Below are 26,149 nucleotides of genomic sequence, written 5' to 3' on the forward strand. Positions count from 1 at the left end.
TCCTCCAGGTGCTGCCTTCAGGTTATTCGGTGCTACGCGTTCCCGGCCGCGTCCCACGAGCGCCCGGCTACTTACTTCAGCGCAGCCACGGCTTCCTTGAACTGCTGGCCGCGTTCCTCGAAATTGGTGAACATGTCGTAACTGGCACAAGCGGGCGACAGCACTACCACGTCGCCGGGCCGCGCAAGTTCGGCACTTTTCCGCACGGCGTCATCGAGCGTTTCGGCACGGGCGATGACAGGCGGTTTTACGACGTCCGGATTCGTGCCGGCCGAATCATCCACGGTTGAATTCGCGCTGGCCGAATCCGCCACAACCGAATCAGCAACGGTCGATTTCATGTCGGCCGCATCGCCGCCGGCCAAATACACATCGGTCAGATCAGCACCGGCTTTCCCGATCGCGGTCTCAATCGTGTCCGCCGTTGCGCCGATCAGGACGACCGCCCGGGCGCGCCGAACGGTTTCCTTGGCCATGTCGTCGAAGGCCGTCCCCTTGTCGTACCCGCCCGCGATCAGGACAACCGGCGCGTCGAAAGCCCGGAGCGCCGTGACCGTCGACGCCGGCGTGGTGCAGGCCGAATCGTTGTAGTAACCCACGCCATCGATAACGGCGACCTCTTCCAGTCGGTGCTCCACGCCGCGGAACGCCTCGACCGTCGACCGGATGACCGATGGCGGGATCCCGCCCAGGCACGCGGCCGTCACCGCGGCCAGCAGGTTGGCCAGGTTATGCGGACCCGGCAGCCGGAGGGCGTCCGCGGGACACAAGACGCGTTCGCCTGCACCGCCTGCCTTCGATGCGCCGCGCGCCCCGGAACCGTCCCTCGCGCCGGCACCGTCGCGGAAGACCACCTGACCGTCACGCACGTAGCATCCGGTCTCGACGGGGCCTTCCATGCTGAACCAGGCGACCCGTCCCGGGCAGAACGACGCCCATTTGCGCAGCCGCTCATCATCGGCGTTCAGGACGACCATGTCCTCCGGCGACTGGTAGTGCACGATGTGCCGCTTGGCCTGCTCGTAGGCGTCGAAGGTCCCGTGCCAGTCCAGGTGATTGGGCGACAGGTTCGTCACCACGGCGAGCCCGGGGCTTCGCCGGATCCAGGCCAATCGGTGCAGTTGAAAACTGGACAGTTCAAGTATCACGGGACTGCCGACGGGCGGCGCGTCAGCAGTGCCGGCTGCTCCGCCAGGACCACCGTCCGGCACCTCCCCGGATTCGGCCACCTCGCCGTGGCCGCCGAACGCCCCGCCAGGACCTGCGACTTCGCCACATTCCCCTTCAAGCTCGTTGAGCACGGCCCGGCCGATGTTCCCGCCCACCAGCGTTTCCGGGTCGACGGCCTGGTGCAGCGCCCCGACAAGCCGGGTCGTGGTGGTCTTGCCGTTGCTGCCCGTGATGCCGATGACCGGCCGGCGGCAGGTCTCGAAGACCAGGTTCATCTCGGTGGTCAGCGGAACGCCCTGGTCTCGCGCCAGTTGGAGAAAGGGACTGTCGTCCCGGACGGCGGGCCCGACCACCACGAGGTCCGCGTCGGTGATGTCCTCCTCCCGGTGCTCCCCGAGCACGTAGCGGACCGGCCATGGATCCAGTGCGTCGATGGATTTCCGGAGCGCTTCCGCGGGCAGCAGGTCGGTGACGGTAACGTCCGCTCCCCGCGCGGCGAAATACCGTGCGGACGCGACGCCGCCGGAGAGCAAGCCGAGCCCCAGCACGGTAACCCGTTTGCCTTTGAAATCCCTTGACACCCGAAGCCCGCCCGGTTTAATATACGGCGTTGATTCGCGGGTTCAATCCGCGAAGTCCAGTCGTTCGTCGAGCGCCGTCAGAAAGGTATTTGTTTCCGGTGCGTCGACGGTTTCAGGACCGCGCATCAACTGCACCAAGTCTTCGATCGTATCGATGTCCAGCAGGCGGAATTCGTCGAGCACCTCGTGGGTGATCCGGCGCCGCCGAAGCAGGGCGACGGTCTCCTCGAGTTCCGATCCCGAACTCCAGCGCGAGATATCGAATATGCGGTGCGGCTTGCGCATGCCGATAAGATTGTACGCGCCGTCCTGGGCCGGGACAAGCACAATATCGTGGGATGAGAGGGACTCGCGGGCTCGATCGATGACCGTTTCCTCCAGCCGGGGCATGTCGCTCCCGGAGATCAGCACGTACGGGTATCTACCGAGCAGATCCTCGAACAGGCCGAGCATCATCTCACCTAAATTCGAGCCGGAAACTGCGTGGTACGGGACGTCCGGCCCGGTAATGGATCGAAAGGCGTCCGCGTATTCGGGCTGGGACGTGGCCAGCAGGACGTCGTAGTCCCGTCCCCGGTGCGCCGCGAACCGGTCCACCAGGAACGCGCGGTACATCCCGGCCGCCAGGCGATGGGCTTCGTCCGGACCGAGCACCGCGCCCGATCGGTCGCGCATGTCCTTGAGGCCGGCATAACCGTTCTCCGCCGTGCCATGGACCAGCCGGGTTTTGACGTTACGGGGTTCGGGATACTTGGCGAGCAGGACGAGTGCGGTGGGCGGATACGGAATCATTGGCCGGTAGGCATGGCTCGGCGCGATGGGAATCGCGCTCGCGATGAAGCCACTTTGGTCATGAACATCGATAAAGATAATGTAGCGGAGTACGTTCACACAAGACATCTATTGGCCCCGCCGCCGGAGGGTTCCTGCACGGTGGAAGAACTGGGCGGCGGGTTTCTGAATACCGTGCTGCGGGTCTCCGCCGCCGACCGTTCGGTCGTGGTGAAACAGGCCCTGGACGCGTTGCGGCTGTTCCCGGACCTCAAAGTCACCACCGACCGGATCGTCTACGAGACGCGGGCCCTCCGGGTATTGAACGGGCTGTTCCCCGAGGGGACCGTTCCGGCCGTCCTGCACTTCGACGACGCGCATCGCATCCTGGTCATGTCGGACCTTGGAAAGCGCCCGTCCCTGGAAACCGAGTTGGAGCGGGGACGCGTCGATCCTGCCGTGGCGGTGCAACTTGGCGGGTTCCTGGCGACCCTGCACCGGCAGACCTGGGACGACAGAGAACTGCGTGAGCGATTCGACAACGAGGCCATGCAGGGCCTGAGGTACAAGTACTGTTTCTACTTCGTCGAAGATCCGGAGCTGAACCGCATCGCGCGCCGGCTGGCCGAAACGTTCACGGAGACGAAGCAGGCGCTGCTCCACGGCGACTTCTGGACGGCCAGCGTGATCGCCGCGGAGAAACGGGTCCGTACCTTCGACCTGGAATTCGTCAACTACGGGCACCCGGCCCAGGACGCCGGTTTCATCATGGCTCACTACCTGCTGCACGCATACAACAATCCACGGGTCGCGGACGCCGTCTTCGACGCCGTTGAACGCCTTTGGAGCACCTACGCGGAGGGCATGGGCGACCTGTTGCCTGCAGCAACGGAAACGACGGCCCTTCGGCAGGCCGGTCTCGAGATGCTGTTCCGCATCGACGGGATCAACCAGGTCCGATACATCACCGACGACGGGGTCAAGGCCCGCATTCGCCAGGCAGCCCGACCCATGATGCTGAATGACGGAATATCGGTGGCGGGATTACGTCACGTCTGACCTGCAAGTACGGCACATTCAGCCTGCGGGTTCAAGAACCGACTTGAAGTAGATTCAGAAGGCAACACACGGGTGTTGAAAGCCACACCATTTCGGGGGCGCGCCGATTGCTCGGACCGTCCTCAACTCAACGGGCAAGGAGCGATATCTTGGGCAGATTCAGATCATTACTCTTCATAGCGGCCGCAGTCGTAATCGGTCTGTGGATCCTCAGCGGATTCTGGGCCAACATCTTCGTCGAGGCGCTCTGGTTCGGCCAACTGGGCTTCGACGACGTGTTCTGGACGACGATCGGCGCCAAGTTCTTCACGGGACTGGTCTTCGGACTGGTCGCGGTAGTGGGCCTCGGGGCGAACGTCTACCTGGCGAGGTACTTCTCCACGCGCCTCACCGAGCTGCACCTGTTCAACGAGGAAATGTCGGAACTCGAACAGCTTTTCTCCAACTCCAGGCTGATCGAGGTCGTGACGATCATCGGCATCCTGGTCATTGCCGCCATCATGGGCCTGATCGGCCTGGCCAACTGGGACGGCATGCTCCGGTTCTTCAACCAGGAGGCCTTCGGCGCCACCGATCCCATATTCAATCTCGACATCGGGTTCTTCGTCTTCTCGCTGCCGATCTGGCATTTCGTCCGGTTCTGGCTGCTGCTCCTCGTCGTGGCCTCGGCCATCGCGGTCACCCTCTACTATCTTTATCGCGGCGCCGTCACCATCGAAGAGCGCGGCATACAGATCCGGTCGTACGCCCGCAACCACATCTGCGTCCTGGGCGCCATCGTCTTCCTGCTCATGGCCTGGGGCTACCGGCTCGACATGTACCGCCTGCTGTTTTCCGAATCGGGATTCGCCTTCGGCGCGGGGTATACCGATCTGCACGCCCGGATGCACGCGCTGTGGATCCTTCTCTTCGTGGCCATTGCCTGTGCCGGCCTGTTCCTGATGACGCTCCGCTCCCAGCGCCGCAATCTGCCGTTCATCGCCATCGGCGGCATGATCGTCTCGTCCCTGGTCGTCGGTTCGGTATATCCCGGACTCGTTCAGTACTTCCTGGTGGCACCGAATGAGTACGACCGGGAGGCGCCTTACATCCAGCACAGCATTGACTACACGCTGCAGGGGTACGGGCTGGACAGCGTCGACGAGGTGCCCTTCCAGATCCAGGAGAACCTGTCGGCCGGGGATATACAGACCAACATCACGACTATCAACAACCTGAAGATCCAGGACAAGCGTCCGCTGCGCCGGACCTACCAGCAGCTCCAGGAGATCCGGACCTACTACGATTTCTCGAACGTGGACGAGGACCGGTATATCATCGACGGGGAGTACCGCCAAGTCATGCTGGCCGCCCGGGAGTTGTCCTACGCCCAGCTTCCTTCGCCCACCTGGCAGAACCGGCATCTCTTCTACACCCACGGTTACGGGCTGTGCCTGAGTCCGGTGAACACCGCCACGCCCGAGGGACTTCCGGACCTCTTCGTCAAGGACATTCCACCCGTTTCCGTCAGCGACGACCTCACTATACGGCGTCCGGAACTGTATTTCGGCGAGAACATGGACGCCTACGCGGTCGTGAAGACCACGCAGGAGGAGTTCGACTATCCGGAGGGCGATGAGAACAAGTTCAGCCGGTACCAGGACGACGGCGGGGTGGAGCTCAGCTCCTATTTCCGCCGCCTGGCCTTCGCCCGGTATTTCAGCGAGGTCAATTTCGTCATCAGTCCGCTCATCACCGACGAGAGCCAGGTCATGTTCTACCGTCAGTTGCAGAGCAGGATGGAGAACATCGCGCCCTTCCTGGACTACGACCACGATCCCTACCTGGTCATCGCCGACGGCAAGCTGTACTGGATGATCGACGCCTACACTACGACGGGTTCCTATCCTTATTCGCAACGTTTCAGCGGCCTGTTGCAGATGCCGGACCAGGGCGACCTGGGCACCGGGCCGCAATCGGACATTCCCGGGCTGAACCAGCCGCCGCAGCGCAGGTTCGTACAGAACCAGCCCACGCTGCAGAACATCAACTACATCCGCAACTCGGTGAAGGTGGTCATCGACGCCTATTCGGGTGAGACCGATTTCTACCTCGTGGACGAAGAGGACCCGATGGTGCTGACGTACCAGAAGATCTTCCCGACGCTGTTCAGGCCGCTGAGCGAGATGCCGCAGACGCTGCGCGACCACATCCGCTATCCCCGCGACCTCTTCGCCATCCAAGCGGCCATGTACCGCATCTACCACATGCGCAATCCCCAGGTGTTCTACAACAAGGAAGACATGTGGGCGGTGCCCCAACAGGTGTACGCGGAACAGGAACAGCAGGTGTACCCGTACTACGCCGTGATGAAGACGGCCCTGATGGAGAAGGAGGAAATGCTCCTCCTGCTGCCCTTCACGCCGGCCAACAAGGAGAACATGATCGGCTGGATGGCCGCCCACTGCGACGCGCCGCTCTACGGCCGCATCAAGGTCTACAACTTCCCGAAGCAGGAACTGGTCTACGGCCCCATGCAGATCGAGGCCAGGATCACCCAGGACGCCGACATCGCGAAGGAGCTCACCCTCTGGAACCAGGAGGGCTCCCAGGTGATCCGCGGCGACATCATCGTCGTGCCGATCCAGGAATCGCTGCTCTACATCGAGCCGTTGTACCTGCGGCAGCGGTCCACCCGGGGCGGCCTGCCCGAACTCAAGCGCGTGATCGTCGCCTATGGCAACCGCATCGCCATGCGGGAGACCCTCGACCAGGCCCTGGCGTCCATATTCGCCTTCGACGAGGGCACGCTGGCCCGGCAGACCACGACGATCGTCGACGGCCGGGAGGTCATCGAGACGCGCCGTGCCACGCTGAACGAACTGGCTGAACGGGCGGTATCCCATTTCGACGACGCGCAGAACTACCTGCAGACCGGCGACTGGTCCGGTTACGGGGCTTCGCTGCAGCAACTGGAGAATGTCCTTCGCCGTCTGTCCGACGAAACAGGCCAGCTGGAGTAGGAACGGGTCGGACGCGGACCAGGCAGACCGGGGACAGCCATGCCCGTTCAGACGCTCAGCTTTCCCAATGACCACGGCGACCAGCTTGCCGCGCGGCTCAGCCTGCCGCCCGACGGCAGGCCGGTCGCCTACGCCCTCTTCGCCCACTGTTTCACCTGCAACCGGAACCTGAACGCCGTACGGCGCATCAGCCAGGAGATGTCCGACCACGGCATGGCCGTGCTGCAGTTCGACTTCACCGGGCTGGGCGACAGCGAAGGGGACTTTTCCGATACCGGCTTCGCGTCCAACGTGGACGACCTGGTCGCCGCGGCGAGGTATCTCGCGTCCCACCACGAGGCGCCCAGGGTCCTGATCGGGCACTCCCTCGGCGGCGCGGCCGTGCTCAAGGCGGCGGGGTCCATTCCTTCCTGCAAGGCGGTCGTGACCATCGGCGCGCCGGCCGATCCGAAGCATGTGGCCCACCTGATCGGGGACGCCAGGGAGACCATCGAACAGTCCGGCCAGGCGACCGTCACGCTCGCCGGCCGTTCCTTCCTGATCAAGAAGCAGTTCCTGGAAGACCTGGAAGAGACGCGGATGGAAGAGACGATCCGTGGGTTGCGCCGCGCCCTGCTGGTGTGCCACTCTCCCATTGACCAGACAGTCGGGATCGAGAACGCCGCCCGGATCTTCCAGGCCGCCATGCATCCCAAGAGCTTCCTCTCCCTCGACAAGGCGGATCACCTGCTGTCCAACGAGGCCGATGCCTTCTACGTGGGCCGCGCCGCCGCGGCGTGGGCGACGCGGTACCTGGACGTGCCCGCCGCGGCGGACGGCGATCCCGATGCAGCGGGCAGCCAGGTGGTGGTGCGCACGGGCCGGGAACACTACTATACCGAGGTCGTGGCCTCGGGCCACCACCTGACCGTGGACGAACCCGAATCGGTAGGGGGAACGGACCGCGGCGGGACGCCCTACGACCTGCTGCTCGGGGCGCTGGGTTCCTGCACGTCCATCACCCTGCGGATGTACGCCGACCGGAAATCCTGGCCGCTGGAGGAGATCGTCGTCCGGCTCACTCACGCGAAGGTCCACGCCAGCCAGTGCGAAACCTGCGAGACCACCGAGGGGAAGGTGGACCGCATCGAGCGCGACATTGAACTGATCGGCGACCTGACCGGTGAACAGCAGGCGCGCCTGCTCGAAATCGCCAACCGCTGTCCCGTGCACAGGACGCTCCATTCGGAGATCCTGGTGGAGACCCGGCTCTTCGAACCGTAAGCTCACGGCTTTACGACCCATGAACTACCTCGCCCATCTGTATTTCGCCGAAGACACGCCTGAGTCCTGCGTGGGGAACCTGATGGCGGATTTCGTCCGGGGACCCGTGGACCGGCAACCGTACAACGGGGCCGTCATGCGGGGCATGCGAAGCCACGTGGCCGTGGACCGCTATACCGACGGTCACGACGTGGTCCGCGAGAGCAAGGCGCTGATCAGTCCCTCCCGCCGCCGGTTCGCCGGGATCATCGTCGACATCTGCTACGACCATTACCTGGCCCGGCACTGGACCGATTTCTCGGACGAGCCGCTTCCCGCGTTCATCAAGCGGACCTACGGGTTCCTCAGCGCTTACCGGGGCGACATGCCGCCGGTACTGTCGCGGGTGATCCGGCACATGGTGAGGTACGACTGGCTGCACGGCTACCGGGAAATCACAGGGATCGGCCGGGCGCTGGACGGCCTGTCCATGCGCCTCCGGCGTCCCAACACGCTGGCGGGTTCCGTGGAGGAACTCGAGGCCAACTACGACGAAATGGAAGGGCAGTTCCTGCGGTTCTTCCCGGACCTGGTCCGGCACATGGAGACCGGATCTGGCCAGTCTCGTGAGGGGACGCGGCCGGGACCAGCCGGCACGATCCATGAGGAAAAACAGCCCAAACCGACCGGCGCCACCCACGAAGAAGCGCGGCTGAAACCTGCCGGCACGACCCATGAGGAGGCGGCGGAACGATGAAGAACCACTACGACGTCATCGTGGTGGGCCTGGGCGCCATGGGCTCGGCGACGTGCTACCACCTCGCCGGCCGGGGCGCGAAGGTCCTCGGACTGGAACGCTTCGACCTGCCCCACGCCCAGGGCAGTTCCCACGGGTATTCCCGCCACACGAAGACGGCGGTGTACGTGGACACGCCTTTCGAACCCTTCATTGAGCGGTCCTTCGAGCTCTGGCGGCTGCTCGAGGGCGAGACCGGCCAGCAGATCCTGGTGACGACCGGCTACCTGCGCATGGCCAACACGGGCTCGTGGGACCATTTGCGGGACAAGGTCCGCCACGAGGTCCTGACCGCCGACGAAGTGGCCTACCGGTATCCTCAGTTCACGCTCGAGTCCGACTACCACGGTCTGTACGATCCGGTCGGCGGACTCCTGCGTCCGGAACTGGGCATCGCGAGCCACCTCATCCAGGCGCTGAGGCGCGGCGCCAAGATCCACGGCCGGGAAGCCGTGACCGGTTGGAAGGAGACCGCCCATGGCGTGGAGGTCGAGACCGAACACGCCCGCTACGGCGCGGACCAGGTCGTCTTTACCGGCGGTTCCTGGACCGACAGGCTGATCGCCGGCCTGGGCATCACCCTGACAGTCTCCCGGCAGCCCCTGGCCTGGGTGTGGCCCGCGCGGAACGCCGCGTCCTTCGACGTGGGCGCGCTGCCGATCTGGCAGATCCCAGCGCCCGAATGCGACGGCGAATACTATGGTTTCCCCATGATGCCGGACCATCCGGGGTTCAAGCTGGCGCTGCACACTTTCGGGGAGACGTCCGATCCCGAGCATTTGGACCGCGATGCCCGACCGAAAGACGAGGAGGAGGTACGGGCGTGCCTGCGGCGGTACATCCCGGACGCGAACGGTCCGCTCACGGCCATGCGGATCTGCATGTACACCCGCACGGCGGACGAACTACCCGTACTCGACCGGCATCCGGCACACCACCGCGTGACCGTGGGCTGCGGCTTCAGCGGGAGCGGGTTCAAGTTCTCCTGCGCCTTCGGCGAATGGCTGGCCGAAACGGCGCTGGGGCAGCCCAACACGATCGCCAATAAGGCTTTCCGGTTTGAACGGTTGCTTGGGGCTGCAGATTCGGCGTAAATTGGAAAGCGACCAGGCCCGGAATCCCAACGTAACCCGGAACGGGCCGTGAATGGCCATGCGACCTGAATCACATCCAGGCCCCTCTCCCGACCAACAGGAGCGACCAAAATGAATACCCGGATCACCGAAGACCAGTGGGCGGTATTCGAACGACAGGGCTACCTTCGTCTCGGCAGCGTGATGGAACCGGGCGAGCTCGAGCGGCTCCAGGAGCGCATCGACGACATCATGCTGGGCCGGGCCGACATCGACTACGGCCGGGTCATGATGCAGCTCGACCGCGACCCGGAGCGCGGGGGCGACCGGCCCGGACCGCAAAGCAGGGGGCACAAGGGGGCCACGCTCTGCTACCGGAAGATCCAGGACCTGGAACTCGATCCGGCATACCTGTCCTTCATGCAGAAGCCGATCTTCGAGGCGATCTGCGAGCGGATCTACGGTGCCGATACGCCGGTAGCCTGCTTCCGCGCCATGTTCATGAACAAGCCCAGCGGCGAAGGGACGCCCCTCGTCTGGCACCAGGACCGGTGGACCGACCTGGACCGCGACCCCCTCGTCACGCTCTGGACGGCGCTCGATCCTGCCGTGGAAGCGAACGGCTGCGTGAAGATCATCCCCGGTTCGCACCGCCGGCTCATCAATCCGAGCCACGGGTCGGGTTTCCTGACGGAAGAGCAGGCGGAGGCCGCGGTGGCCGAGAACGAACCCATCAACATGGAAGTGGCCTGCGGCGAAACCGTGCTCATGCACAACTGGATGCTGCACAGTTCCGGGACGAACCGCACGAATACGGCGCGGCGCGCCTTCAGCATTTGCTTCATGGACGCGGCGACGCGGTCACGGACCGGGCACACGTTCCCCGTCATCTTCGGCGAGGGGGCGCTGAGTCCCGCGCTATGATCTGTCGACAACGACAATACCGCCGGCGGAATCCGCCACAGAGGAACACCGGCTAATAACCTACACATTCCAGGGGATCCCTCTACATGACATTCAAAAGCAAGCGAGTCCAGGCCGCTGTCTGTTCGGTGCTCATGGCCGCGTTTATCGTTTCAGGCTGCGGCTCCGCATCGGAAACCGCGCGAACCAGTCTGCTCGACCAGATCAAGCAGCGGGGCACCATCCGTGTCGGTGTATCGACCTTCGTGCCCTGGGCGATGCGCAACAAGCAGGGGGAACTGGTCGGTTTCGAGGTCGACGTGGCCAGCCGCCTGGCGGCCGACGCCGGCCTGGAGATCGAGTTCATCCCCACGGCCTGGGACGGGATCATCCCCGGACTCCTCGCCGGGAAGTTCGACGTGATCATCGCCGGCATGTCAATCACCCCGGCTCGCAACCTGAGCGTGAATTTCACCCGGCCCTATTCCCATTCGGAGCTCCTGCTGGCCGCCAGCAGCGATGAGGCGGGCCATCTCGTCGGCAAGGAGGACTACGATCGCGCCGACGTGACCATCGCGGTACGCCGCGGCTCGACCTCGGTCCAGGCGGCGCGGAAGAACTTTCCCCAGGCGACCATCCAGCAGTTCGACGACGACATTCTCGCCTTCCAGGAGGTCCTGAACGGCAACGCCGAAGCCGTCATCGCCTCATCGCCCAAACCGGAACACGAGGTGCTGCGCAACAGCGACCGGCTGTTCATTCCCTTCGACGAACCCCTGGACCGCGGCGCCGAGGCCATCGCGATCCGGCAGGGAGAAACGGACGCCCTGAATTTCTTCGACAACTGGATTCTGCTGCGGACCGAGGACGGATGGCTGAAGGAACGGCGGGACTACTGGTTCAAGACGCTGGACTGGGAGGACGATGTGGCGGCGGACCAGTAGGCGCCGCTACGTCGAGATTGGCGCATTGGTCGAGATTGGCGCGTTGAAGGTTTTTATGTTCCGACACTGAGTCTTCCAGGTCGGCCGGTGTCTGATTCGCGGATGACGATTTTGACATCGCGTCCAAGGGTGGTCAGAAGGCGCAGAAGCCGATCTATGGAGTACTCCCGGAAGTCCCCTCTCATCAGTCGCGACACGTCGGGTTGAGACAAGCCGAGCAACTTCGCCGCCTCGACCTGCTTCAGTCTACGTTGGCGAATGATCCTGTCGATCCGCGTCACCAACTCCGCTTTAAGCAAGTGCGTTTCGGCATCCGGCAAGCCAAGATCAGCAAAGACATTACCACTACCGCGTTCGATCTTCACACTTTGAGATTTCATCGGTTTTGGTCTCCTACATAATTTGCCCGATAATGTCGCGCTGCGGTCTGTAATCTGCTGGAGCCCACCCATTCAATCGGTTTGAGTATCGGTTCGTTCATAGGAATATAGTGAAACCCCCATAATTAGACAATCATTTTTTGTGTTCTGATTGACTCAGACTGATTTTTGGCTAAATCCTCGTAGAAATTGCATTGAAATGAAAATCGCACCCGATGATGATGCCTAACGCACCCAATTCCCGCTTGACATAGCCCGCCCTCCTGCGTATCTGGTACAGACTCAAAATGACCGTGTAGCGCATTCCGCCGGAGCCACGTTTCATGCCCCTCGTCCTGTACGACACCTACACCCGCAGCCTGCGTGAATTCGAACCGCTTTCCCCGGACGAGGTGGGGCTCTACGCCTGCGGCCCCACGGTCTACGATTTCCCCCACATCGGCAACATGCGTACCTACGTGTTCGGCGACCTGCTGCGCCGCGCGCTGGTTTTCAACGGGTACAAGGTCCGCCACGTGATGAACATTACGGACGTGGGCCACCTGACGTCCGACGCGGACACCGGCGAGGACAAGATGGAAGAGGGCGCGCGCCGCGCCGGCAAGACGGCCTGGGAGATCGCCGAGTTCTACACCGGGATCTTCAAGGAGGACATGCGGCGGCTCAACATCCTCGAACCGGATACGTGGTGCCGGGCGACTGACCATATTGAGGAGCAGATCCGGGAGATTCAGTGCATTGAAGCCAAGGGATTCACGTACCGCACGTCCGACGGGATCTATTTCGACACGTCGAAGCAGCCTGATTACGGGTATCTCGCCCGCCTGGACGTGGAGGGGCTGGAGGCGGGCGCCCGGGTCGACATGGCGGAGAAGCGCAGCATCACCGACTTCGCGTTGTGGAAGTTCAGCCCCCCGGATGAGCAGCGGCAGATGGAATGGGACAGTCCCTGGGGCGTCGGGTTCCCGGGATGGCACATCGAGTGCTCGGCCATGTCCGCCAAGTTTCTCGGCCCCTATTTTGATATCCACCTGGGCGGCGAAGACCACATCTCGGTGCACCACGCCAACGAGATCGCCCAGACCGAGGCCTGTCACGGCACGCGCCTGGCCAACTTCTGGATGCACGGCTACTTCCTGCAACTGGGAGACGCCAAGATGGCGAAGTCCTCGGGCGGGTTCCTGCGGGTGCAAACACTGATCGACCGGGGGTACGACTCCCTCGTCTACCGGCTGTTCTGCCTCAGCGCGAGTTACCGGTCCAAGCTCAACTTCAAATGGGAGAGCATCGAAGGCGCCGCGCGGCAGCTGAACCGATTGCGGCTGGCCGTCCATGGCTGGGGCGAGGCCGCCGCTGAGGCCGATGAGACCTACATGCAGCGTTTTACCGAAGTCGTGAACAGCGACCTGAACATGCCCCGCGCCATGTCCGTCACCTGGGACCTGGTCCGCAGCGATCTGCCGGACGGCCTGAAGAAGGCCACGATCATGCGGTTCGACGAAATACTGGGGCTGAGCCTGGCCGAGTGGGCACCGGAAGCAGCGACGGTGCCGGACCACATCAAGGACCTTGCCGAGGATCGGCGCCAGGCCCGCGCGGAAAAGCGGTACGCCGACGCCGACGCGCTACGCGATCAGATCATCACCGCCGGTTTCGATATCAAGGACACGCCGAAAGGACCGGAAATCACCCCCAGGGCCGTCGCGACCGAGGCGGCGAACTGACAAGACCCTCTGCCATGAACCTGCTGCTGGTCGGCGGTTCCGGTCTCGTCGGGACGGCCATCACGCCCTACCTCCAGCCACACCACAACCTGCGGGTGCTGGACCTCAACGCTCCCCAGCACGACGATGTCGAGTACGTGGAAGGATCCATCGCCGACCCGGAAGCGGTGCGTCGCGCCCTGGACGGCATGGACGGATTCATCACCATGGCGATGAAGGGCGGGCAGGGCGGACACGACCGGCACCACACCCTGGAGCAGGTGATCGACAACTACACGGTCAATTGCCTGGGCCATCACGTGCTGCTGCTGACCGCCTTCGAGATGAGGATCACGCGGGGTATCTACACCGGCACCATGAGCGTCCACAACCGGCACCGGACCTGGTACCCCTCCGAGGAGGAGGTGCCCCGGGACGGCCCCAACGTCTACGGCCTGACCAAGGGCTTGACGGAGGAGATCTGCCGGTACTTCGCCCGCGAGTACGACATGAGCCTGCTCGTCTATCGCATCACCGGACCCTGCAACCGGGCCATGTTCATCGACCGGATCAAGAACCCGCCCGGCGGGCCGAAGCTCTACTACACCGACGAGGAGGACATGGCCGAGGCCTACCTGGCCGGCTTGAGGTTCCTTGATCAGACCGGCAACGGCCGCTGCGAGGTGTTTTTCATTTCCGGAGATGAAGACTGCGAGGAGATGAACATGGCGAAGGCCCGCGAACTCCTGGGCTGGGAGCCGTCCGCGCGGAAGAAGCTGGGGATTTGAGGGGATCTGGATGTGGAATTACATTGCCAAGTAAACCGACTGTGTCAAAAACATTGCCAGAGCGGGATTAATCAGTGGATGGTATTGGGTCGGTAAGCTTTGGGTCGACGTTCTATATGTAATAGCAGACCTTGGTGTTGGCCATTCTTGCTTTTAATCAGTTTATAGAACAGGCGGTAGGCACTAATCGTTACAATGTAAACACCTTTTTCGGATTTGTGCTTTCTGGGCTTGTGCTTTACCTTGGCAGTCCTATTAACAATTCCCGCAATTGCTTCGGCCACTTCCTCTTGTACTTGCTCAGACAGTTTTTTGGGTCACGTCTAAACCGCGTCGTGGCCTTGAAGTACGCAGGCAATGCAAAAGGCACATTCATTCATCATCTTTCAGAAGTGAAAGTAGATCTTGCCTGCTTTTGATTTTCCTGGCCATGACCGGGCTTGCCAAGCCATCATGAATGCCTATTTTCTCCCGCAATTCCTGATACTTTTTTGCATAACCTGAACAGAAAGTTGATACTTGATTGTAAGCACCTTCTGGCAGTTTGTCATTTTCCGGAAGGTTGTCCAATTTCTGCATTAGTGAAATTGTTATCTCTTCCATCTCTTCCAAGCCGCATGTTACGGTTTCATCTGGATCGAATTCTTCATCAGCTGGACACTGCAAAAGTGATTGCTCGATATTTATCACAGTTCTGGCTAAAAACGTGTCATAGTATTTCACCAAGCAGTGAACAACTTCGGCTACATCAACCTGGACTTTGTCGCTCTGGTCGTTTTCTGCAAGTGCATTGCTTATAGATGTACCTGTATCTTTTATCCTGTCCAGTTCAGCCATTGCGGGTTCTACAAACATTGTGGTATGTAACATGTGCTGTGCTCTCAAGTAAGGCTTTACCTGTAAACGGGAATACTTAAATCAGTTACACCATTATTGGCTAATTGTCAAGTACTTGGTGGTCCACTTCGCCCCGTCTCGCCGACACGCACGCCATCTTCCCCCGTTGCAGACCACACCTGAAATCGACCAATCCCAGGCTGGAAAGCAGGTACTCGTGCGTCTCAACGGGCAATCTCCGGGGTCGCTCGGGATCGTCTTTCTCGAAAGGAACCACGAAATCCGCGTTGACCAGGATCCCGCCGGGTGCAAGGAGTTCGTGCGCCTGCCGGTAGATAGCTTCGAGGGCGCCGACGCCGCCGAGGTCGTGGAGGGTCTGAAGGGTGAAGATCGCGTCGAAGGGGCCGAGCCCTCGGGTCCAGGCGTCGCCCTTCAGGTCAGCTTGAATTATGCGCGCGTCTTGGTAGCCGGATTCCTCGAGCAGTCCGTCCACGTGTAGGACCAGCGTCGGCTCGATTTCAATCCCCGTGTATAAAATGGTACCGGGCGGCTTCATTCCGGGACCGTCGGCTAATCCATCAACCACAGCGTGGGCGAGTCCTCCAGCACCAATCCCCAGTTCCAGCAGGCGGATCGTTGCGTGATGATCACTCCCGGGCGATTTCGCCTGGTGACGTTCCTGTTCGCGCCACTCGCCCCGCCACTCGACAAGCGTCCGCACTACGCAGCCCGCCATCGCCGCCCGCTCGGGCCAGCGCCGATCCAGGTCCTCCGTCCACGCGTCGATGTAGTCCGGCCCCGTGAAATCCGACAGCGCCATGAGAGTGATTCCTTAGACGTTTCCTGGCGGCCAGGTCGGTCCGCGTCGGCTTGCGCGCGAGGCCCGCTTAGTGATCGATCAGCGACTGCTTCCGCCGCGCCACGCTTTTCGATTAGTCCGTCCGCGTCGGCTTGCGCGTGTGACTGAAGGAATCGAGCCGGGGGGTATCGGGCGGCCAATATACCGCTTCGTTGGACTCCTGCCAGGGGTTGCCGCACATGTTGGTGAGGATGTGCCACTCGGCCGCGCCGATATCCGGATCGGGATGGAAGAGGAACCGCTTCAGCCCGGCTTCCCTTGAGGCGTTCAGGATACCGGCCAGGTCCCGGGCCGGCATGGCGTCGCCCGCGTGCGGCGCGCGGCCCGTGGAGACCCAGCAGATGCACTTGTCCGTATCGCCGATGGCCTCCAGGGCGCGGCGGGTCTCCCCGTACACGATGGTGGAGAAGAACTCATCGGGAAACCCCATTTCCATGTCCATCAGGGTGCGCACGCCCGGCAGGTCGATGCCGAAGAGCAGTTTCACCACGTCGAAGGCGTCTTCCTCGGTAAGCGACGGGTTCCATTTCCCCAGCCGCTGCACCCAGCGGGAGACCGTCCCGTACATGCCGTCGAAGCCCCGGTGCCAGTAGTAGTGCTTGGGGAAGATGAAGTCGAACCAGGACGCCATGGCGTGGTAGTCCTGGCAGGTCAGCGAGGAGAAGGCCGCCGTGCGGGGAATGCCGCCGAGTTCCACCCTGCGGTTGAGCTTGCCGACCTGTTCGGCTATGGCGGCCATGTGTCCCAGGGCCGTTTCCCGGCGGGCGCGGAGCCAGTACAGGGCGTCCTCGTTGATGTCGAAGAGCTGCATGCCGGCGAGCATGCCGCCCGGCGCGCGGTACCGCACCTCGGCCGGTGTGAGTTGGTGGAACCGGTCCCACAGGTGCTCGATGCCGCGCTGCAAACGGTCCATGTCGTACCCCAGGGCGGCGAAGCGCGTGTCCTCGCCGGGACGTATCTCGAAGAGCTCTCCCCCGTGGTGGAAGGCCAGCTCGTAGTGTTGCTCCCCCGGTCCGTCGATGAGGAACCCGTGGGCCTGGGGCAGGGCGTTCATGGCGTCCTGGACCGTCGCGGCGTGGCCGATCACGCCGTATGGGTCTTCCTCCACGGGACGCTGTCCCCCGCCCAGGCCCGCGCCGAAGGTGATGATGTGCCAGCCCCTTTCCCTGGCGTCGTCGAGCATGGCGGCGAAAAGGCGTTCCTTTTCGGGATCGCGCGTTCCCTCCGCGGGCGGATCGACACCGAAGGAACGGTACACGGCGGGATCGCTCTCTAAAACAGGCATCCTCGTGCCGTCGTCCCGTTCGAAGTGGAGATAGCCCACCACGATGCCGGTGACGCCCCCGTCCTGCCACGCGTCGAAGATCCGCTTGTAGTCGGAGATGTACCGATCGAGGGGGTTGTGGACGAAGATCCAGGCTTCCATTTCGTTCTCCTTTTACGAGGTCAAAAGCCGGCACAGATGGGGGATGAACAGCCGGTTGTCGGCCGCGACATAGATCAGCTCGCCCCCCATGCGGCTGAAACTCTTGCCCATGCGGTTGTAGTAGGCCGGGTCGTCCATGGGCGGCTCCCCGGCGTTCCAGTCCCAGTTCTCCGCCGTGAGGTCGTTCACCGCGATGAGGGGCCGCACGGGTCCGAGCCCGTCCTGCCGCCGCAGGTTGTTGGCGATCGAGACGGACTTTTCGAAGACCTGGGGCGCCATGATCGAGGAGCCGACGGACAGGAACACGCCGCCGTCGATGCGGGAGACGCCCTCGGCGAAGATCTGGAAATCGATCATCCCGCCCCGACCGTAGGCGGCGCCGCCGGCCAGGGGATGGGTATAGACGATGTCGTACCCGATACCGGGATGCACGGTGAGCGGCACGCCCAGACGACAGGCATTCCCGGTCAGTGAATGTTGCTTGTAGGGATGTTCGACGGCGTGGCGGCCCGGTGCGATTCCGTGGCGCACGATCGTCTGCAGGAGGTCGGCGCGGGCGGGCATGGCCTCGTCGTCTGCGGGATCGGCGGACCAGTCCGCGAGGGCCTGCCGAAGTTCGGCCGGGTCGGGAATGCGGTACCCGTCCTCCACGATCATCCGCCCCACCGACTCCCCGTAACCCAGGCCGTCCGCCGTGCCGGCCAGTACCGCCAGCGCCGTATGCCGGCCGGTCTCGTCCCACGTGCCGAAACGTCCCCGGGCGACATGGCCGCGCACGTCCTCCTCGGACCTTCCGTGGAAGGCGTATTCCCAGTCGTGGATCACGCCCGCGCCGTTGGTGGCCAGGTGGGTGATCCAGCCCGCTTCCATCATGCGCGTGACCACGGGACCAAGCCCGTTCTTCACGAGGTGCGCGCCGTAGGCCAGCATGACGGAAGCGCCCCTGGAACGGGCTGCGCGCATGCGGCCCGCTATCGTCTGGATCTGGCCTGCCTGGCGGGATGTAGCCGGGGGCAGCGGACTATCGGGATCGACGCGTATGTCGTCGATATGATGCTTGCTTTCCCGGTCCGCCAGCGGTTCAACATGCACCCTGCGGCCATCGATGCGCGGGTAGCCCATGGGCGTCCGTTCCGGAGGTGTGATGCATGGAGGAGAGGATCGATCGCCTGCCTGAAGGCTAATATACGTCCGGGCCCGGTCACGCCAACTTTTTTCAGATACCGATTTCGACGCCCTTGACCGACACGCCCTGGCGGGTGATCTCGAGGTCGACCCGGCACGCTTCCGTGTCGATGAGGAGCCGGTAGGCGCCCGGCGTACCCGGGGCGAAGGAAACGGTGTCGAGGACCTGGCCCTTTAGGGCGGCCAGGGCCTCGTTGGTCTCCGCGACGGCCTGCTTGACGGCCGCTCCCCGAGGCGTGCCGTTGAACAGCCGGAGGAACCGCTTCTCGGCTACGGCGCTCTGGCGCCGACGCACGCGGCCGGACTGCAGGGTGAGTTCGAGGATGTTCTCGAGGCTGGGGACGTTTTCCGGGGAAACCTGTCCCGTTTCGATGTCCCGCCGCAGGGCGAGGTAGGGGATCCTGGCATCCTCGTCCGGCAGGGACGCGGTGAATCCGTCCAGCTCTTCCAGCAGCAGTTCCCGGTCCTGTTCGTCCAATCTCGGGACGCCGCCGTCACGTCCGGGCATTGCTGTCCCCTTCGACCGATCCGCCGCACACCACGGATCGCGTGCACCGTCCATCCCGTTCCACGGGTCGCGGTGACGCCAAGGTGTCGCTTGCGGAAAACCCCGTGGCCAGGAAGGATTCCTCGGCCCCGCCGAGCCGCCAGGCGGATTCACGGACGATCCTGCGCAACAGGCGCAGGTAGAGGATGGCCGCACCACTCATTTTTCCGCCTCCTCGGCCACCAGCGCTTCCATCTCGTGCTCGAAACCGCCGGTCTCCACTGGGCAGTGCATGCCGCATTCCTTGGGCGCGTTCTTTTCCCACCACCAGCGTCCCGCGCGCGAATCTTCGCCGGGCTTCGTGACCCGCGTGCACGGCATGCAGCCGATGCTGGTATAGCCCTGCTCGTAGAGGGGATGTTTCGGGACGTCATAGAGCTCGATGTAGTCCCAGACCTCTTCCTGGGTCCAGTCCGCCAGGGGGCTGATCTTCGCCAGTCCGCCGTGGTCGTGATCGATCTCGATCTTGCGGATGTTCGCCCGGCTGGCCCACTGGTCGCGCCGCAGCCCGGTGAACCATCCGTCCAGGCCCTCCAGGGCGCGCCGGATCGGTTCGACCTTGCGCACGTTGCAGCACTTGAAACGCGATTCCACGGACTTGTAGAACAGGTTCACGCCGTGGGCGCCCACCATGTTCTCCACCTGGAGCAGGTCGGGGAAATACACCTGGATGTCGATGTCGTAGTGGTCCCGGACCTGGTCGATGAAGTCGTAGGTCTCCTGGTGCAGCCGGCCCGTGTCCACCGTGAACACGTGGATGTTCGGATCGATCTGCCAGGCCATGTCCAGCAGGACCATCCCCTCCGCCTGAAAGCTCGTACACAGTCCGGCGCGCCGGCCCCAGCGGTCCAGGGCCCATTCGATCACGGTCTCGGGGGATTCCCCGTCGAACTCGATGGCCAGTTGTCCGGCTTCGAACTCGTCCAGGAAGTCGCGGCCGGGGTGGTCGATGTGTTCCAGGTGGTCCGGGCGGTCCGGGCGGTCCATGGTGCTCATTCCTCTCCTGTGGCAATCGCGGCGAGTTCGATTCCGGCGGCTATCGCGGTCAACTCGTCGTCGCTGTGGCGGTGAAAGAACTTCTGTATGGTCTCGTCGTCCGTTTTCTGGTCCAGGTAAGCGCCGAACAGCCGTTCGGTATAGACATGGACGGACTCCGCGGGCACGCGCCGAAGCACGGGCTGGCCGATGGCGGCCTGTCCGCTCAGGCCGCCGCGGAGGAACAGGTCGTATCCCCGCAGCCGCTCGCCGCCCTCGCCCCGCTCGCGGAGCGTCGTGGCCTGAAACCCGATATCGCCGATCCAGTGGTGGGCGCACGCGTGGGGACAGCCGTCCAGGTTCAGCCGCAGGCCCTTCGCCCGGTCGCCGAAGACACGCTCCATGTGTTCCACGATCTCCGCCATCTTGGTCTTGGTCTCCCCGACCGAATAGTTGCAGAAGGGCTCGCCCGTGCACGCGATGCTGGTTCCCCGCAGGTCGTTGACCTCCATGGGAAAGCCGATGCCGGCCACCGCGCCGGTAACGGATTCCAGCCGGTCTCGGGGAATGTCCGTGAGGATGACGTTCTGGCGGCGGGTCAGCCGGAATTCACCCCCGTATTCGTCGGCCAGGTCGGCCAGCTGGATCATCTGCGTGCCGGTGCAAAGTCCCAGGAACACGGGAAAACCGGCGTAGTACAGTCCTTCCTGCACCTGTTCGTGTATGCCCGTGTGGTCGTGCTCCACCTCGGGCGGCGCGGGTGCCTCGCCATCGTCCAGACGGTATCCCAGGCGGGCTTCCACGCGCTCGCGGTAGGTTTCGACGCCCAGGTCGTCGACCATGAATTTCATCCGGGCCTTCACGCGGGACATGCGGTACTTGAGGTCTTCCTTCCACACATCGATGATGGCGCGAAGGACCGGGATTACGTCGTCCACAGGCACGAAAACGCCCAGGTCGCTCGACAGCCGCGGCCAGGTGGACAGGCCGCCGCCGATCCGGATTGCGAACCCGGGGCGGCCCTCCCGGACGAGGCCCATCAGGCTGATGCAGTTGATCTCCGGCGCGTTGCACTGGTGGGAGCAGCAGGAGATGGTGATCTTGTGCTTCCGTGGCAGGTCGCAGTAATCGGGGTTCCCGTAGAAGAAATCGGCGACTGCCTCGATGACCGGACGGGCGTTGAAGAGTTCGTCGGCGGCCAGACCCGCCACGGGGCAGCCCGTGATGTTGCGCACAGTGTCGCCGCATCCGCCGCTCGTGGACAGCCCCGCGTCATTCAGCGTTTCGAAGATCCGGGGCAGGTCGTTCAGTTTCATGCCGTGGAGCTGGATGTTCTGGCGCGTGGTCAGCTCGCCGTAGTCGCCGCCGAAGTCCTGGGAGACCCGGCCGATGGTGCGCAGCTTGTGTGGCGTGAGCCGTCCGCCCGGCAGCTTGACCCGCATCATGAAGTGGCCCACCTTGGGCTTGTCGTGATACAGCCCGTACCACTGCAGGCGCACCACGTCCTCCTCCGATATCTCCTCGTAGCCCCGGTCGATCAGTTCCGGCAGGTCGTTGATGACCTCCATGGGCGCCTTTTCGTGCTTGAGCCGTTCCACGTAGTTGCGCTTCCGGACCAGGTCCCAGGTGGGTTCCGGTTGTTCGCGCCGAGGTCTGCGGACCGCTTTTGCCATTTTGTTCCCGTTCGAGGTGCGTCTGCCAGGTACGTCTGGCCACGATTTGTTGAAAACGAACTCCCAGTATACCGGGGTCGGAATGGGGCGTCAATAGAAAAAATTACAAACTTGATCAAAATGGTAAATATTAGCGATTCGGCATGGCGCTAGTATTTGGTTTACGAGATCCGGGCTGCCAAATCACACTGATACGATTAGAGGGTCAAAACTACGCTATAGCGGGGCGGGAACTGTCCTGGGCTGAAGGACCTTAAGTAGGGCACACTAGGTGAAAGGAGGGATTATCGATGACCGAATATCTGAATCATGAAGGCAGGATAAGCCGGCTCGAGGGGATTATCGAGCAGATCGACAAGCGATTGGGAACGATTGAAAGGGTGGGCTTTTCAATTCTTGCGACTATCACGGCGCTGTTGGCTGGTGTTGCTACGATTCTGGTTAAACTGTGGTCCTAGTGAGTGATGGACCGGAAGGTCGCCGGGACCGGGATCCACGCTTGTTGCCGAAATCAACGGCCTTCATGCGATCCTTAAGACGATCCTTCACCCGATTCCTCATCCGATTCTTCGATCCGTTGCTTTCGCATCCACAGCCAGTAGGCCGGGATGCCCAACGAGGTGATGGTCAGCCCGATCAGGGTATTTCCGGGGTCGCTGACGACGATGGACACGAAGAAGATCACGCCGATGAGCACGAAGATCGCGGGCGTGACGGGATACCCGAGCGTGCGGTAAGGCCTGGGCACGTCGGGCCGGGTGCGCCGGAAGATGAACACGCTGAAGGTGGTCGTGATGTAGAAGAGCCACAGGGAGCCGGTCCGCGCCGCGATGATGGCGCCCCAGTCGCCCAGGAAGATGATATTTAGGATGCCCACAACGGCCAGGAACACGACGGCGTTGGCCGGCGTTCGGTAGTGCGGGTGGACGCGCGCGACCCATGAGAAGAACATCTTCTCGCGGGCCATGGCGAAGAAGACGCGCGGTCCGGTCAGCATGCCGGCGTTCACGGTGCCGAAGGTGGAGATCATGGCGGTCGCGGCGATGAAAGCCGCCCCGATCGGTCCGACGAGTGCTTGCATGGTCTCGGATGCGACCCGTTCGCTCTCGGCGACGCCCGTGTTGGAAAGCACCAGCAGATAAGCGCTGTTCACGAGCAGGTAGACGACGGTGGTGATGGCGAGACCCAGTATGATGGAAAAGGGCACCCAGCGTCTCGGATTCTTGATCTCCTCCGCCACGTAGGTCGATCCGTCCCAACCGTCGTAGGCGCCGAAGGACGCCATCATGCCGAGGCTGACCAGGCTGAGGAAACCGATGGTGAGCGTGGAATCGGAAGGCCAGACCGGCTGGAAATTACTCGTGTCGGGCGTGATCCCGAAGGCCAGGGCGACCATGAGGAGCAACCCGCCCACCTTGAGAAAGGAAGACAGGTTCTGGACGAGACCACCGAACCGCACGCCCAGGTAATTGATGAAGGCCAGGATGATCAGGGCGATGATCGCCACGCCCCGCATGGCCCAGTCCGGGTATGGACTGTACTGGCTGACGAAATAACCCAGGTAGGTGGAGAATACGATGGAGATGGCCGCCAGGTCGCAGGGACGTATGACCAGGAGCGAGGTCCACCCGAAGAGGAAAGCCCACAGTCGCCCGTAGGCTTCTTTCAGGAATACGTACACGCCGCCTGAACGCGGCATGAGGCCGCCCAGTTCGGCGAAAGTCACCGCGCCGCAGAAGGCCATGAAGGCGCAGATGACCCAGACCAGGAGGTTCCAGCCGGAAGTACCCACGTATCCGGCCACGATGGCGGGTCCCGCGAAGATGCCGGAACCGATGATCCCACCGATAATCACGGTCGTCGCCGTGACCGGTCCCAGGTCCCGCTTGAGTTCGGTCTCTTCCCCGAAGGAATCGGATCGAGCGTCCCTCTGAGCATCGCTCATGGCTGCCTCGAACGGGATTTCCCGGATGAATTGTTAAGGGGTGTTGTGCTTAATGTGGTCTTTTTTTCGGTGCGTGTAAATGATTAATCGCGCGAAACGGCGTTCAGATCATTACGGCGCGCCGGGGTTCAGCGCCCTTCCGCGATGCCCAGCCCGATGATCCGGTCGGCGTTGCGCCAGAGGATTTTCTCGCACACTTCGGGGGTGATGTGCCCCTCGTCCCGTCGGGCGCGGAGCCACTCGATATGCTGGAAATCGAGTTCGGCGTCCGTGTGATCGAGCCCGAGCAACAGCCGGTCCTGGAATTCGTCCAGGAACACGTAGGTGAAGGCCGGGTCGCGGGTCAGGGCATTGAATCCGGAGCCCGCCGACAGGTCGCCGCACAGGTTGGGATAGGTCCTGAACAGCCGGACCAGGGTTCCGCCGGGCGCGATTGGCGTCTTGGCGTAACCTTCCTTCCGGTCGGCCGTGAGATCGCCGCTGATCTCGCTCCAGAAGGAGGCGCTGTGGCCGAAGAAGCGCAGGTTCGGAAACCGTTGGAGGGCCTTCTCGAACCGTGGAAAACCCAGTTCGTCGATCAGTCCGTACGTAACGACCTCCGGCGGCGAGGTGTGAAAGGTCACGGGCAGGCCCAGGTCCTCGCACGCGGCGAAAAGATTCCATAGCCGGGGATCATCCCAGTACACCCGGCTGGTCAACTCCCCCACGCCCCTGGCGCCGCGGGCCACGTACTGATCCAGCACGTCGCGGAACGCGTCCACGCTGTCCAGGTCGTAACGGCGCACGTCGAAATCGCAGAAGGGGATGAACCGCCCGGGGTAGAGCCGGCAGATGTCGAAGACCTCGCCCATGCTCTGGGGTTCCCCGATCACCTCGGCGGACGTGAGCGGCAGGATCACTGCCTTGTCGATCCCCTTCTCGTCCATGCGCCGGACCTGCTCCTCGGCCGACATCATGGGCAGGCCGTTGTTGCGTTTCTTCAGCACCGGCCAGCGGAAGACGTGAGCGTGAATGTCGATGACCATGATGAACCTTTTACTTATGCTACGGTCTTCAGTCGGACGGATGGAAGTTTCTTCAGACGTTGGTTGACCGGATCCACTTCAATCCCCGCGGATAACAGCGCGGTAGCACCGAGCTGCGGTTCGGTGCCCGGTTCGCCGAAGAGCACGGTCCCGCCTACGTGCTCACCCATCACTTCGAGCGTAGCCACGGTGACATCCACCGAAATCTCGCTGCCGTCCTCCAGCGTGTAAACGCGTGTCGTCCTTGGCTTCAGGCCAATACTCTCGAGATACGGCCGAGGGACAAGGGTGTCGGTGGCACCTGTGTCCACCAGGAACAGTCCCTCCCAGTACTTCCGCGCATCCGCAGGATTGGTGACCCTGACCCTGGCATGGATCGCACCCAACTCGTGTCTCCTTCCGGGAAAGCCCGTACTAAGTCACCCCAGCCCCCACACCTCCGCCGCCGTACCCCCCAGCAACCGGTCTTTCTCCGCACTCGTAAGGAAGTCGTAACCCTCCAGGACCAGCAGCAGCTCGTCGGCCAGCGAAAGCCAGTTGTGCTTCACCCGGTGATGTCCCGGGTACCCGGTGCCCCACATGGCCCGTTCCACCCCGAAGGCATCCAGAAGCGCGCGGATGAAAGGGTGCATGTCGCGGAAGGGGAAGGGCTCCTGCGACCGCCCCTTCACGTCCGAGATCTTCACGAAAATCCGGTCGTGCCGGGCCAGGTCGAGAATGGGCTGGAAGACCTCCATCCCGGTTTCAGGATCGGGATATCCCATGTGGTCGATGATCAGCGTCATGTCCGGATGGCGCCGGGCGATCTCGTCGACCTGGGGCGCATCCCCGGGCCTCATGTGGAACTGGATCACCGCGTCCCGTGCGGCGAGTTTCTCCCACATGGTCCGGTTGTCTTCTTTCACGAGAATCTGCTCGTCCGGATAGTAGAAGGGGTGGAAACGGAAACCGACCAGCCCCCGGTCCTCCATCCAGTACCGGACCTGCTCGGCGTTCCCTTCGGTATCCTGCGGGTCGATCAGGCCGTGCCCCACGAACCGGTCCGGAAACCGGGCCACGGAATCGGACATGTAGCCGTTGTCCCATGTCGACCACGACGTCTGCACCAGCACGCTTACGTCCACGCCGTTGGCGTCCATGTCTTCGATCAACTCGTCGGCCGTACCGGGCTCGTCCGGCTCCGCCGTCCACGTCGGTGCGGTGGGCCCCACCGGGTACCGGGGCGGATCGATCTCCCAGACATGTACGTGAGTATCGACGATCAT

The 26,149-nt window shown here is 62.9% G+C and carries 24 protein-coding genes; 9 read left to right on the forward strand and 15 right to left on the reverse strand.

Features of this window, described 5'->3' with window-relative positions; all coding sequences use genetic code 11:
• Positions 1 to 71 precede the first annotated feature (71 nt).
• Positions 72 to 1,751, reverse strand: a complete 1,680-nt coding sequence (gene murD / locus F4Y38_03830; protein MXY48413.1) for a UDP-N-acetylmuramoyl-L-alanine--D-glutamate ligase — start codon at positions 1,749 to 1,751, stop codon at positions 72 to 74.
• Positions 1,752 to 1,793: 42 nt separating this feature from the next.
• The gene (locus F4Y38_03835; GenBank protein ID MXY48414.1) at positions 1,794 to 2,651 is read right to left on the reverse strand and encodes a DUF2064 domain-containing protein; all 858 of its coding nucleotides are present in this window, start codon (positions 2,649 to 2,651) and stop codon (positions 1,794 to 1,796) included.
• On the opposite strand from F4Y38_03835, the gene F4Y38_03840 reads away from it, so the two are divergent.
• The 7 genes from F4Y38_03840 to F4Y38_03870 all read left to right on the forward strand — a co-directional run bounded on the left by F4Y38_03840 (position 2,382) and on the right by F4Y38_03870 (position 11,541).
• Positions 2,382 to 3,581: a phosphotransferase gene (locus F4Y38_03840; GenBank protein MXY48415.1), complete on the forward strand. Its 1,200-nt coding sequence runs from the start codon at positions 2,382 to 2,384 to the stop codon at positions 3,579 to 3,581. The two genes, F4Y38_03835 and F4Y38_03840, sit on opposite strands and share 270 nt — an antisense overlap.
• Before the next feature lie 89 nt (positions 3,582 to 3,670).
• Entirely contained in the window at positions 3,671 to 6,583 is a 2,913-nt protein-coding gene (locus F4Y38_03845; protein ID MXY48416.1) for a UPF0182 family protein, read from the forward strand.
• Between the two features lie 39 nt (positions 6,584 to 6,622).
• Positions 6,623 to 7,846, forward strand: a complete 1,224-nt coding sequence (locus F4Y38_03850; GenBank protein ID MXY48417.1) for an OsmC family protein — start codon at positions 6,623 to 6,625, stop codon at positions 7,844 to 7,846.
• Between the two features lie 19 nt (positions 7,847 to 7,865).
• Entirely contained in the window at positions 7,866 to 8,582 is a 717-nt protein-coding gene (locus F4Y38_03855; GenBank protein ID MXY48418.1) for a DUF479 domain-containing protein, read from the forward strand.
• Complete coding sequence (gene solA / locus F4Y38_03860) at positions 8,579 to 9,715, forward strand: N-methyl-L-tryptophan oxidase (protein MXY48419.1); 1,137 nt, start codon at positions 8,579 to 8,581, stop codon at positions 9,713 to 9,715. Before F4Y38_03855 ends, solA begins: the two co-directional genes overlap by 4 nt.
• 111 nt (positions 9,716 to 9,826) lie before the next feature.
• On the forward strand, positions 9,827 to 10,618 hold the full coding sequence (locus F4Y38_03865) for a phytanoyl-CoA dioxygenase family protein (GenBank protein ID MXY48420.1): 792 nt from the start codon (positions 9,827 to 9,829) through the stop codon (positions 10,616 to 10,618).
• A 134-nt stretch (positions 10,619 to 10,752) separates the two neighbouring features.
• Positions 10,753 to 11,541 carry a transporter substrate-binding domain-containing protein gene (locus F4Y38_03870; protein MXY48421.1) on the forward strand — a complete coding sequence of 263 codons (789 nt, stop codon included), beginning with the start codon at positions 10,753 to 10,755 and terminating at the stop codon, positions 11,539 to 11,541.
• Between the two features lie 53 nt (positions 11,542 to 11,594).
• On the opposite strand, the gene F4Y38_03875 is transcribed toward F4Y38_03870, so the two are convergent.
• Entirely contained in the window at positions 11,595 to 11,921 is a 327-nt protein-coding gene (locus tag F4Y38_03875) for an XRE family transcriptional regulator (protein ID MXY48422.1), read from the reverse strand.
• 323 nt (positions 11,922 to 12,244) lie between these two features.
• Between F4Y38_03875 and F4Y38_03880 the strand changes: the two genes are divergently transcribed.
• Together F4Y38_03880 and F4Y38_03885 are read left to right on the forward strand one after the other, a co-directional pair.
• On the forward strand, positions 12,245 to 13,645 hold the full coding sequence (locus F4Y38_03880) for a cysteine--tRNA ligase (protein ID MXY48423.1): 1,401 nt from the start codon (positions 12,245 to 12,247) through the stop codon (positions 13,643 to 13,645).
• A 14-nt stretch (positions 13,646 to 13,659) separates the two neighbouring features.
• Entirely contained in the window at positions 13,660 to 14,412 is a 753-nt protein-coding gene (locus F4Y38_03885) for an NAD(P)-dependent oxidoreductase (protein ID MXY48424.1), read from the forward strand.
• Between the two features lie 372 nt (positions 14,413 to 14,784).
• Here F4Y38_03885 and F4Y38_03890 read toward each other — a convergent pair whose 3' ends face one another.
• The 12 genes from F4Y38_03890 to F4Y38_03945 all read right to left on the reverse strand — a co-directional run bounded on the left by F4Y38_03890 (position 14,785) and on the right by F4Y38_03945 (position 26,149).
• Entirely contained in the window at positions 14,785 to 15,249 is a 465-nt protein-coding gene (locus F4Y38_03890; protein ID MXY48425.1) for a hypothetical protein, read from the reverse strand.
• 100 nt (positions 15,250 to 15,349) lie between these two features.
• On the reverse strand, positions 15,350 to 16,069 hold the full coding sequence (locus tag F4Y38_03895; GenBank protein ID MXY48426.1) for a methyltransferase domain-containing protein: 720 nt from the start codon (positions 16,067 to 16,069) through the stop codon (positions 15,350 to 15,352).
• A 112-nt stretch (positions 16,070 to 16,181) separates the two neighbouring features.
• Positions 16,182 to 17,534, reverse strand: a complete 1,353-nt coding sequence (locus F4Y38_03900) for a hypothetical protein (protein MXY48427.1) — start codon at positions 17,532 to 17,534, stop codon at positions 16,182 to 16,184.
• Between the two features lie 12 nt (positions 17,535 to 17,546).
• Entirely contained in the window at positions 17,547 to 18,656 is a 1,110-nt protein-coding gene (locus F4Y38_03905) for a hypothetical protein (protein MXY48428.1), read from the reverse strand.
• A gap of 94 nt (positions 18,657 to 18,750) precedes the next feature.
• Entirely contained in the window at positions 18,751 to 19,227 is a 477-nt protein-coding gene (locus F4Y38_03910) for a hypothetical protein (GenBank protein MXY48429.1), read from the reverse strand.
• On the reverse strand, positions 19,214 to 19,429 hold the full coding sequence (locus F4Y38_03915) for a hypothetical protein (GenBank protein MXY48430.1): 216 nt from the start codon (positions 19,427 to 19,429) through the stop codon (positions 19,214 to 19,216). The genes F4Y38_03910 and F4Y38_03915 overlap by 14 nt, the downstream gene beginning before the upstream one ends.
• A complete protein-coding gene (locus F4Y38_03920) occupies positions 19,426 to 20,253 on the reverse strand; it encodes a phosphoadenylyl-sulfate reductase (GenBank protein MXY48431.1) in 828 nt (275 codons plus the stop codon). Before F4Y38_03920 ends, F4Y38_03915 begins: the two co-directional genes overlap by 4 nt.
• 5 nt (positions 20,254 to 20,258) lie before the next feature.
• Positions 20,259 to 21,914, reverse strand: coding sequence for a nitrite/sulfite reductase (locus F4Y38_03925; protein ID MXY48432.1), 1,656 nt, complete (start codon positions 21,912 to 21,914; stop codon positions 20,259 to 20,261).
• Between the two features lie 532 nt (positions 21,915 to 22,446).
• Positions 22,447 to 23,859: an amino acid permease gene (locus tag F4Y38_03930; protein MXY48433.1), complete on the reverse strand. Its 1,413-nt coding sequence runs from the start codon at positions 23,857 to 23,859 to the stop codon at positions 22,447 to 22,449.
• Between the two features lie 128 nt (positions 23,860 to 23,987).
• Positions 23,988 to 24,884 carry an amidohydrolase family protein gene (locus tag F4Y38_03935; protein ID MXY48434.1) on the reverse strand — a complete coding sequence of 299 codons (897 nt, stop codon included), beginning with the start codon at positions 24,882 to 24,884 and terminating at the stop codon, positions 23,988 to 23,990.
• A 14-nt stretch (positions 24,885 to 24,898) separates the two neighbouring features.
• Positions 24,899 to 25,270, reverse strand: a complete 372-nt coding sequence (locus tag F4Y38_03940; GenBank protein MXY48435.1) for a clan AA aspartic protease — start codon at positions 25,268 to 25,270, stop codon at positions 24,899 to 24,901.
• Between the two features lie 33 nt (positions 25,271 to 25,303).
• A complete protein-coding gene (locus F4Y38_03945; protein ID MXY48436.1) occupies positions 25,304 to 26,149 on the reverse strand; it encodes an amidohydrolase in 846 nt (281 codons plus the stop codon).

The organism is Gemmatimonadota bacterium (genome assembly GCA_009838645.1).
Classification (GTDB): Bacteria; JAAXHH01; JAAXHH01; order JAAXHH01; family JAAXHH01; genus JAAXHH01.

What these genes read in the sequence shown, in the direction of transcription:
- F4Y38_03925 (MXY48432.1), bottom strand. Translation starts at nt 21,914, where the DNA reads ATGGCAAAAGCGGTCCGCAGACCTCGGCGCGAACAACCGGAACCCACC.
- F4Y38_03920 (MXY48431.1), bottom strand. Translation starts at nt 20,253, where the DNA reads ATGGACCGCCCGGACCGCCCGGACCACCTGGAACACATCGACCACCCC.
- F4Y38_03835 (MXY48414.1), bottom strand. Translation starts at nt 2,651, where the DNA reads ATGTCTTGTGTGAACGTACTCCGCTACATTATCTTTATCGATGTTCAT.
- F4Y38_03855 (MXY48418.1), top strand. Translation starts at nt 7,866, where the DNA reads ATGAACTACCTCGCCCATCTGTATTTCGCCGAAGACACGCCTGAGTCC.
- F4Y38_03890 (MXY48425.1), bottom strand. Translation starts at nt 15,249, where the DNA reads ATGGCTGAACTGGACAGGATAAAAGATACAGGTACATCTATAAGCAAT.
- solA (MXY48419.1), top strand. Translation starts at nt 8,579, where the DNA reads ATGAAGAACCACTACGACGTCATCGTGGTGGGCCTGGGCGCCATGGGC.
- F4Y38_03870 (MXY48421.1), top strand. Translation starts at nt 10,753, where the DNA reads ATGGCCGCGTTTATCGTTTCAGGCTGCGGCTCCGCATCGGAAACCGCG.
- F4Y38_03905 (MXY48428.1), bottom strand. Translation starts at nt 18,656, where the DNA reads ATGGGCTACCCGCGCATCGATGGCCGCAGGGTGCATGTTGAACCGCTG.
- F4Y38_03930 (MXY48433.1), bottom strand. Translation starts at nt 23,859, where the DNA reads ATGAGCGATGCTCAGAGGGACGCTCGATCCGATTCCTTCGGGGAAGAG.
- F4Y38_03850 (MXY48417.1), top strand. Translation starts at nt 6,623, where the DNA reads ATGCCCGTTCAGACGCTCAGCTTTCCCAATGACCACGGCGACCAGCTT.
- F4Y38_03900 (MXY48427.1), bottom strand. Translation starts at nt 17,534, where the DNA reads ATGGAAGCCTGGATCTTCGTCCACAACCCCCTCGATCGGTACATCTCC.
- F4Y38_03945 (MXY48436.1), bottom strand. Translation starts at nt 26,149, where the DNA reads ATGATCGTCGATACTCACGTACATGTCTGGGAGATCGATCCGCCCCGG.
- F4Y38_03840 (MXY48415.1), top strand. Translation starts at nt 2,382, where the DNA reads ATGGGCTTCGTCCGGACCGAGCACCGCGCCCGATCGGTCGCGCATGTC.
- F4Y38_03875 (MXY48422.1), bottom strand. Translation starts at nt 11,921, where the DNA reads ATGAAATCTCAAAGTGTGAAGATCGAACGCGGTAGTGGTAATGTCTTT.
- F4Y38_03885 (MXY48424.1), top strand. Translation starts at nt 13,660, where the DNA reads ATGAACCTGCTGCTGGTCGGCGGTTCCGGTCTCGTCGGGACGGCCATC.
- F4Y38_03865 (MXY48420.1), top strand. Translation starts at nt 9,827, where the DNA reads ATGAATACCCGGATCACCGAAGACCAGTGGGCGGTATTCGAACGACAG.
- F4Y38_03895 (MXY48426.1), bottom strand. Translation starts at nt 16,069, where the DNA reads ATGGCGCTGTCGGATTTCACGGGGCCGGACTACATCGACGCGTGGACG.
- F4Y38_03880 (MXY48423.1), top strand. Translation starts at nt 12,245, where the DNA reads ATGCCCCTCGTCCTGTACGACACCTACACCCGCAGCCTGCGTGAATTC.
- F4Y38_03910 (MXY48429.1), bottom strand. Translation starts at nt 19,227, where the DNA reads ATGCCCGGACGTGACGGCGGCGTCCCGAGATTGGACGAACAGGACCGG.
- F4Y38_03935 (MXY48434.1), bottom strand. Translation starts at nt 24,884, where the DNA reads ATGGTCATCGACATTCACGCTCACGTCTTCCGCTGGCCGGTGCTGAAG.
- F4Y38_03915 (MXY48430.1), bottom strand. Translation starts at nt 19,429, where the DNA reads ATGAGTGGTGCGGCCATCCTCTACCTGCGCCTGTTGCGCAGGATCGTC.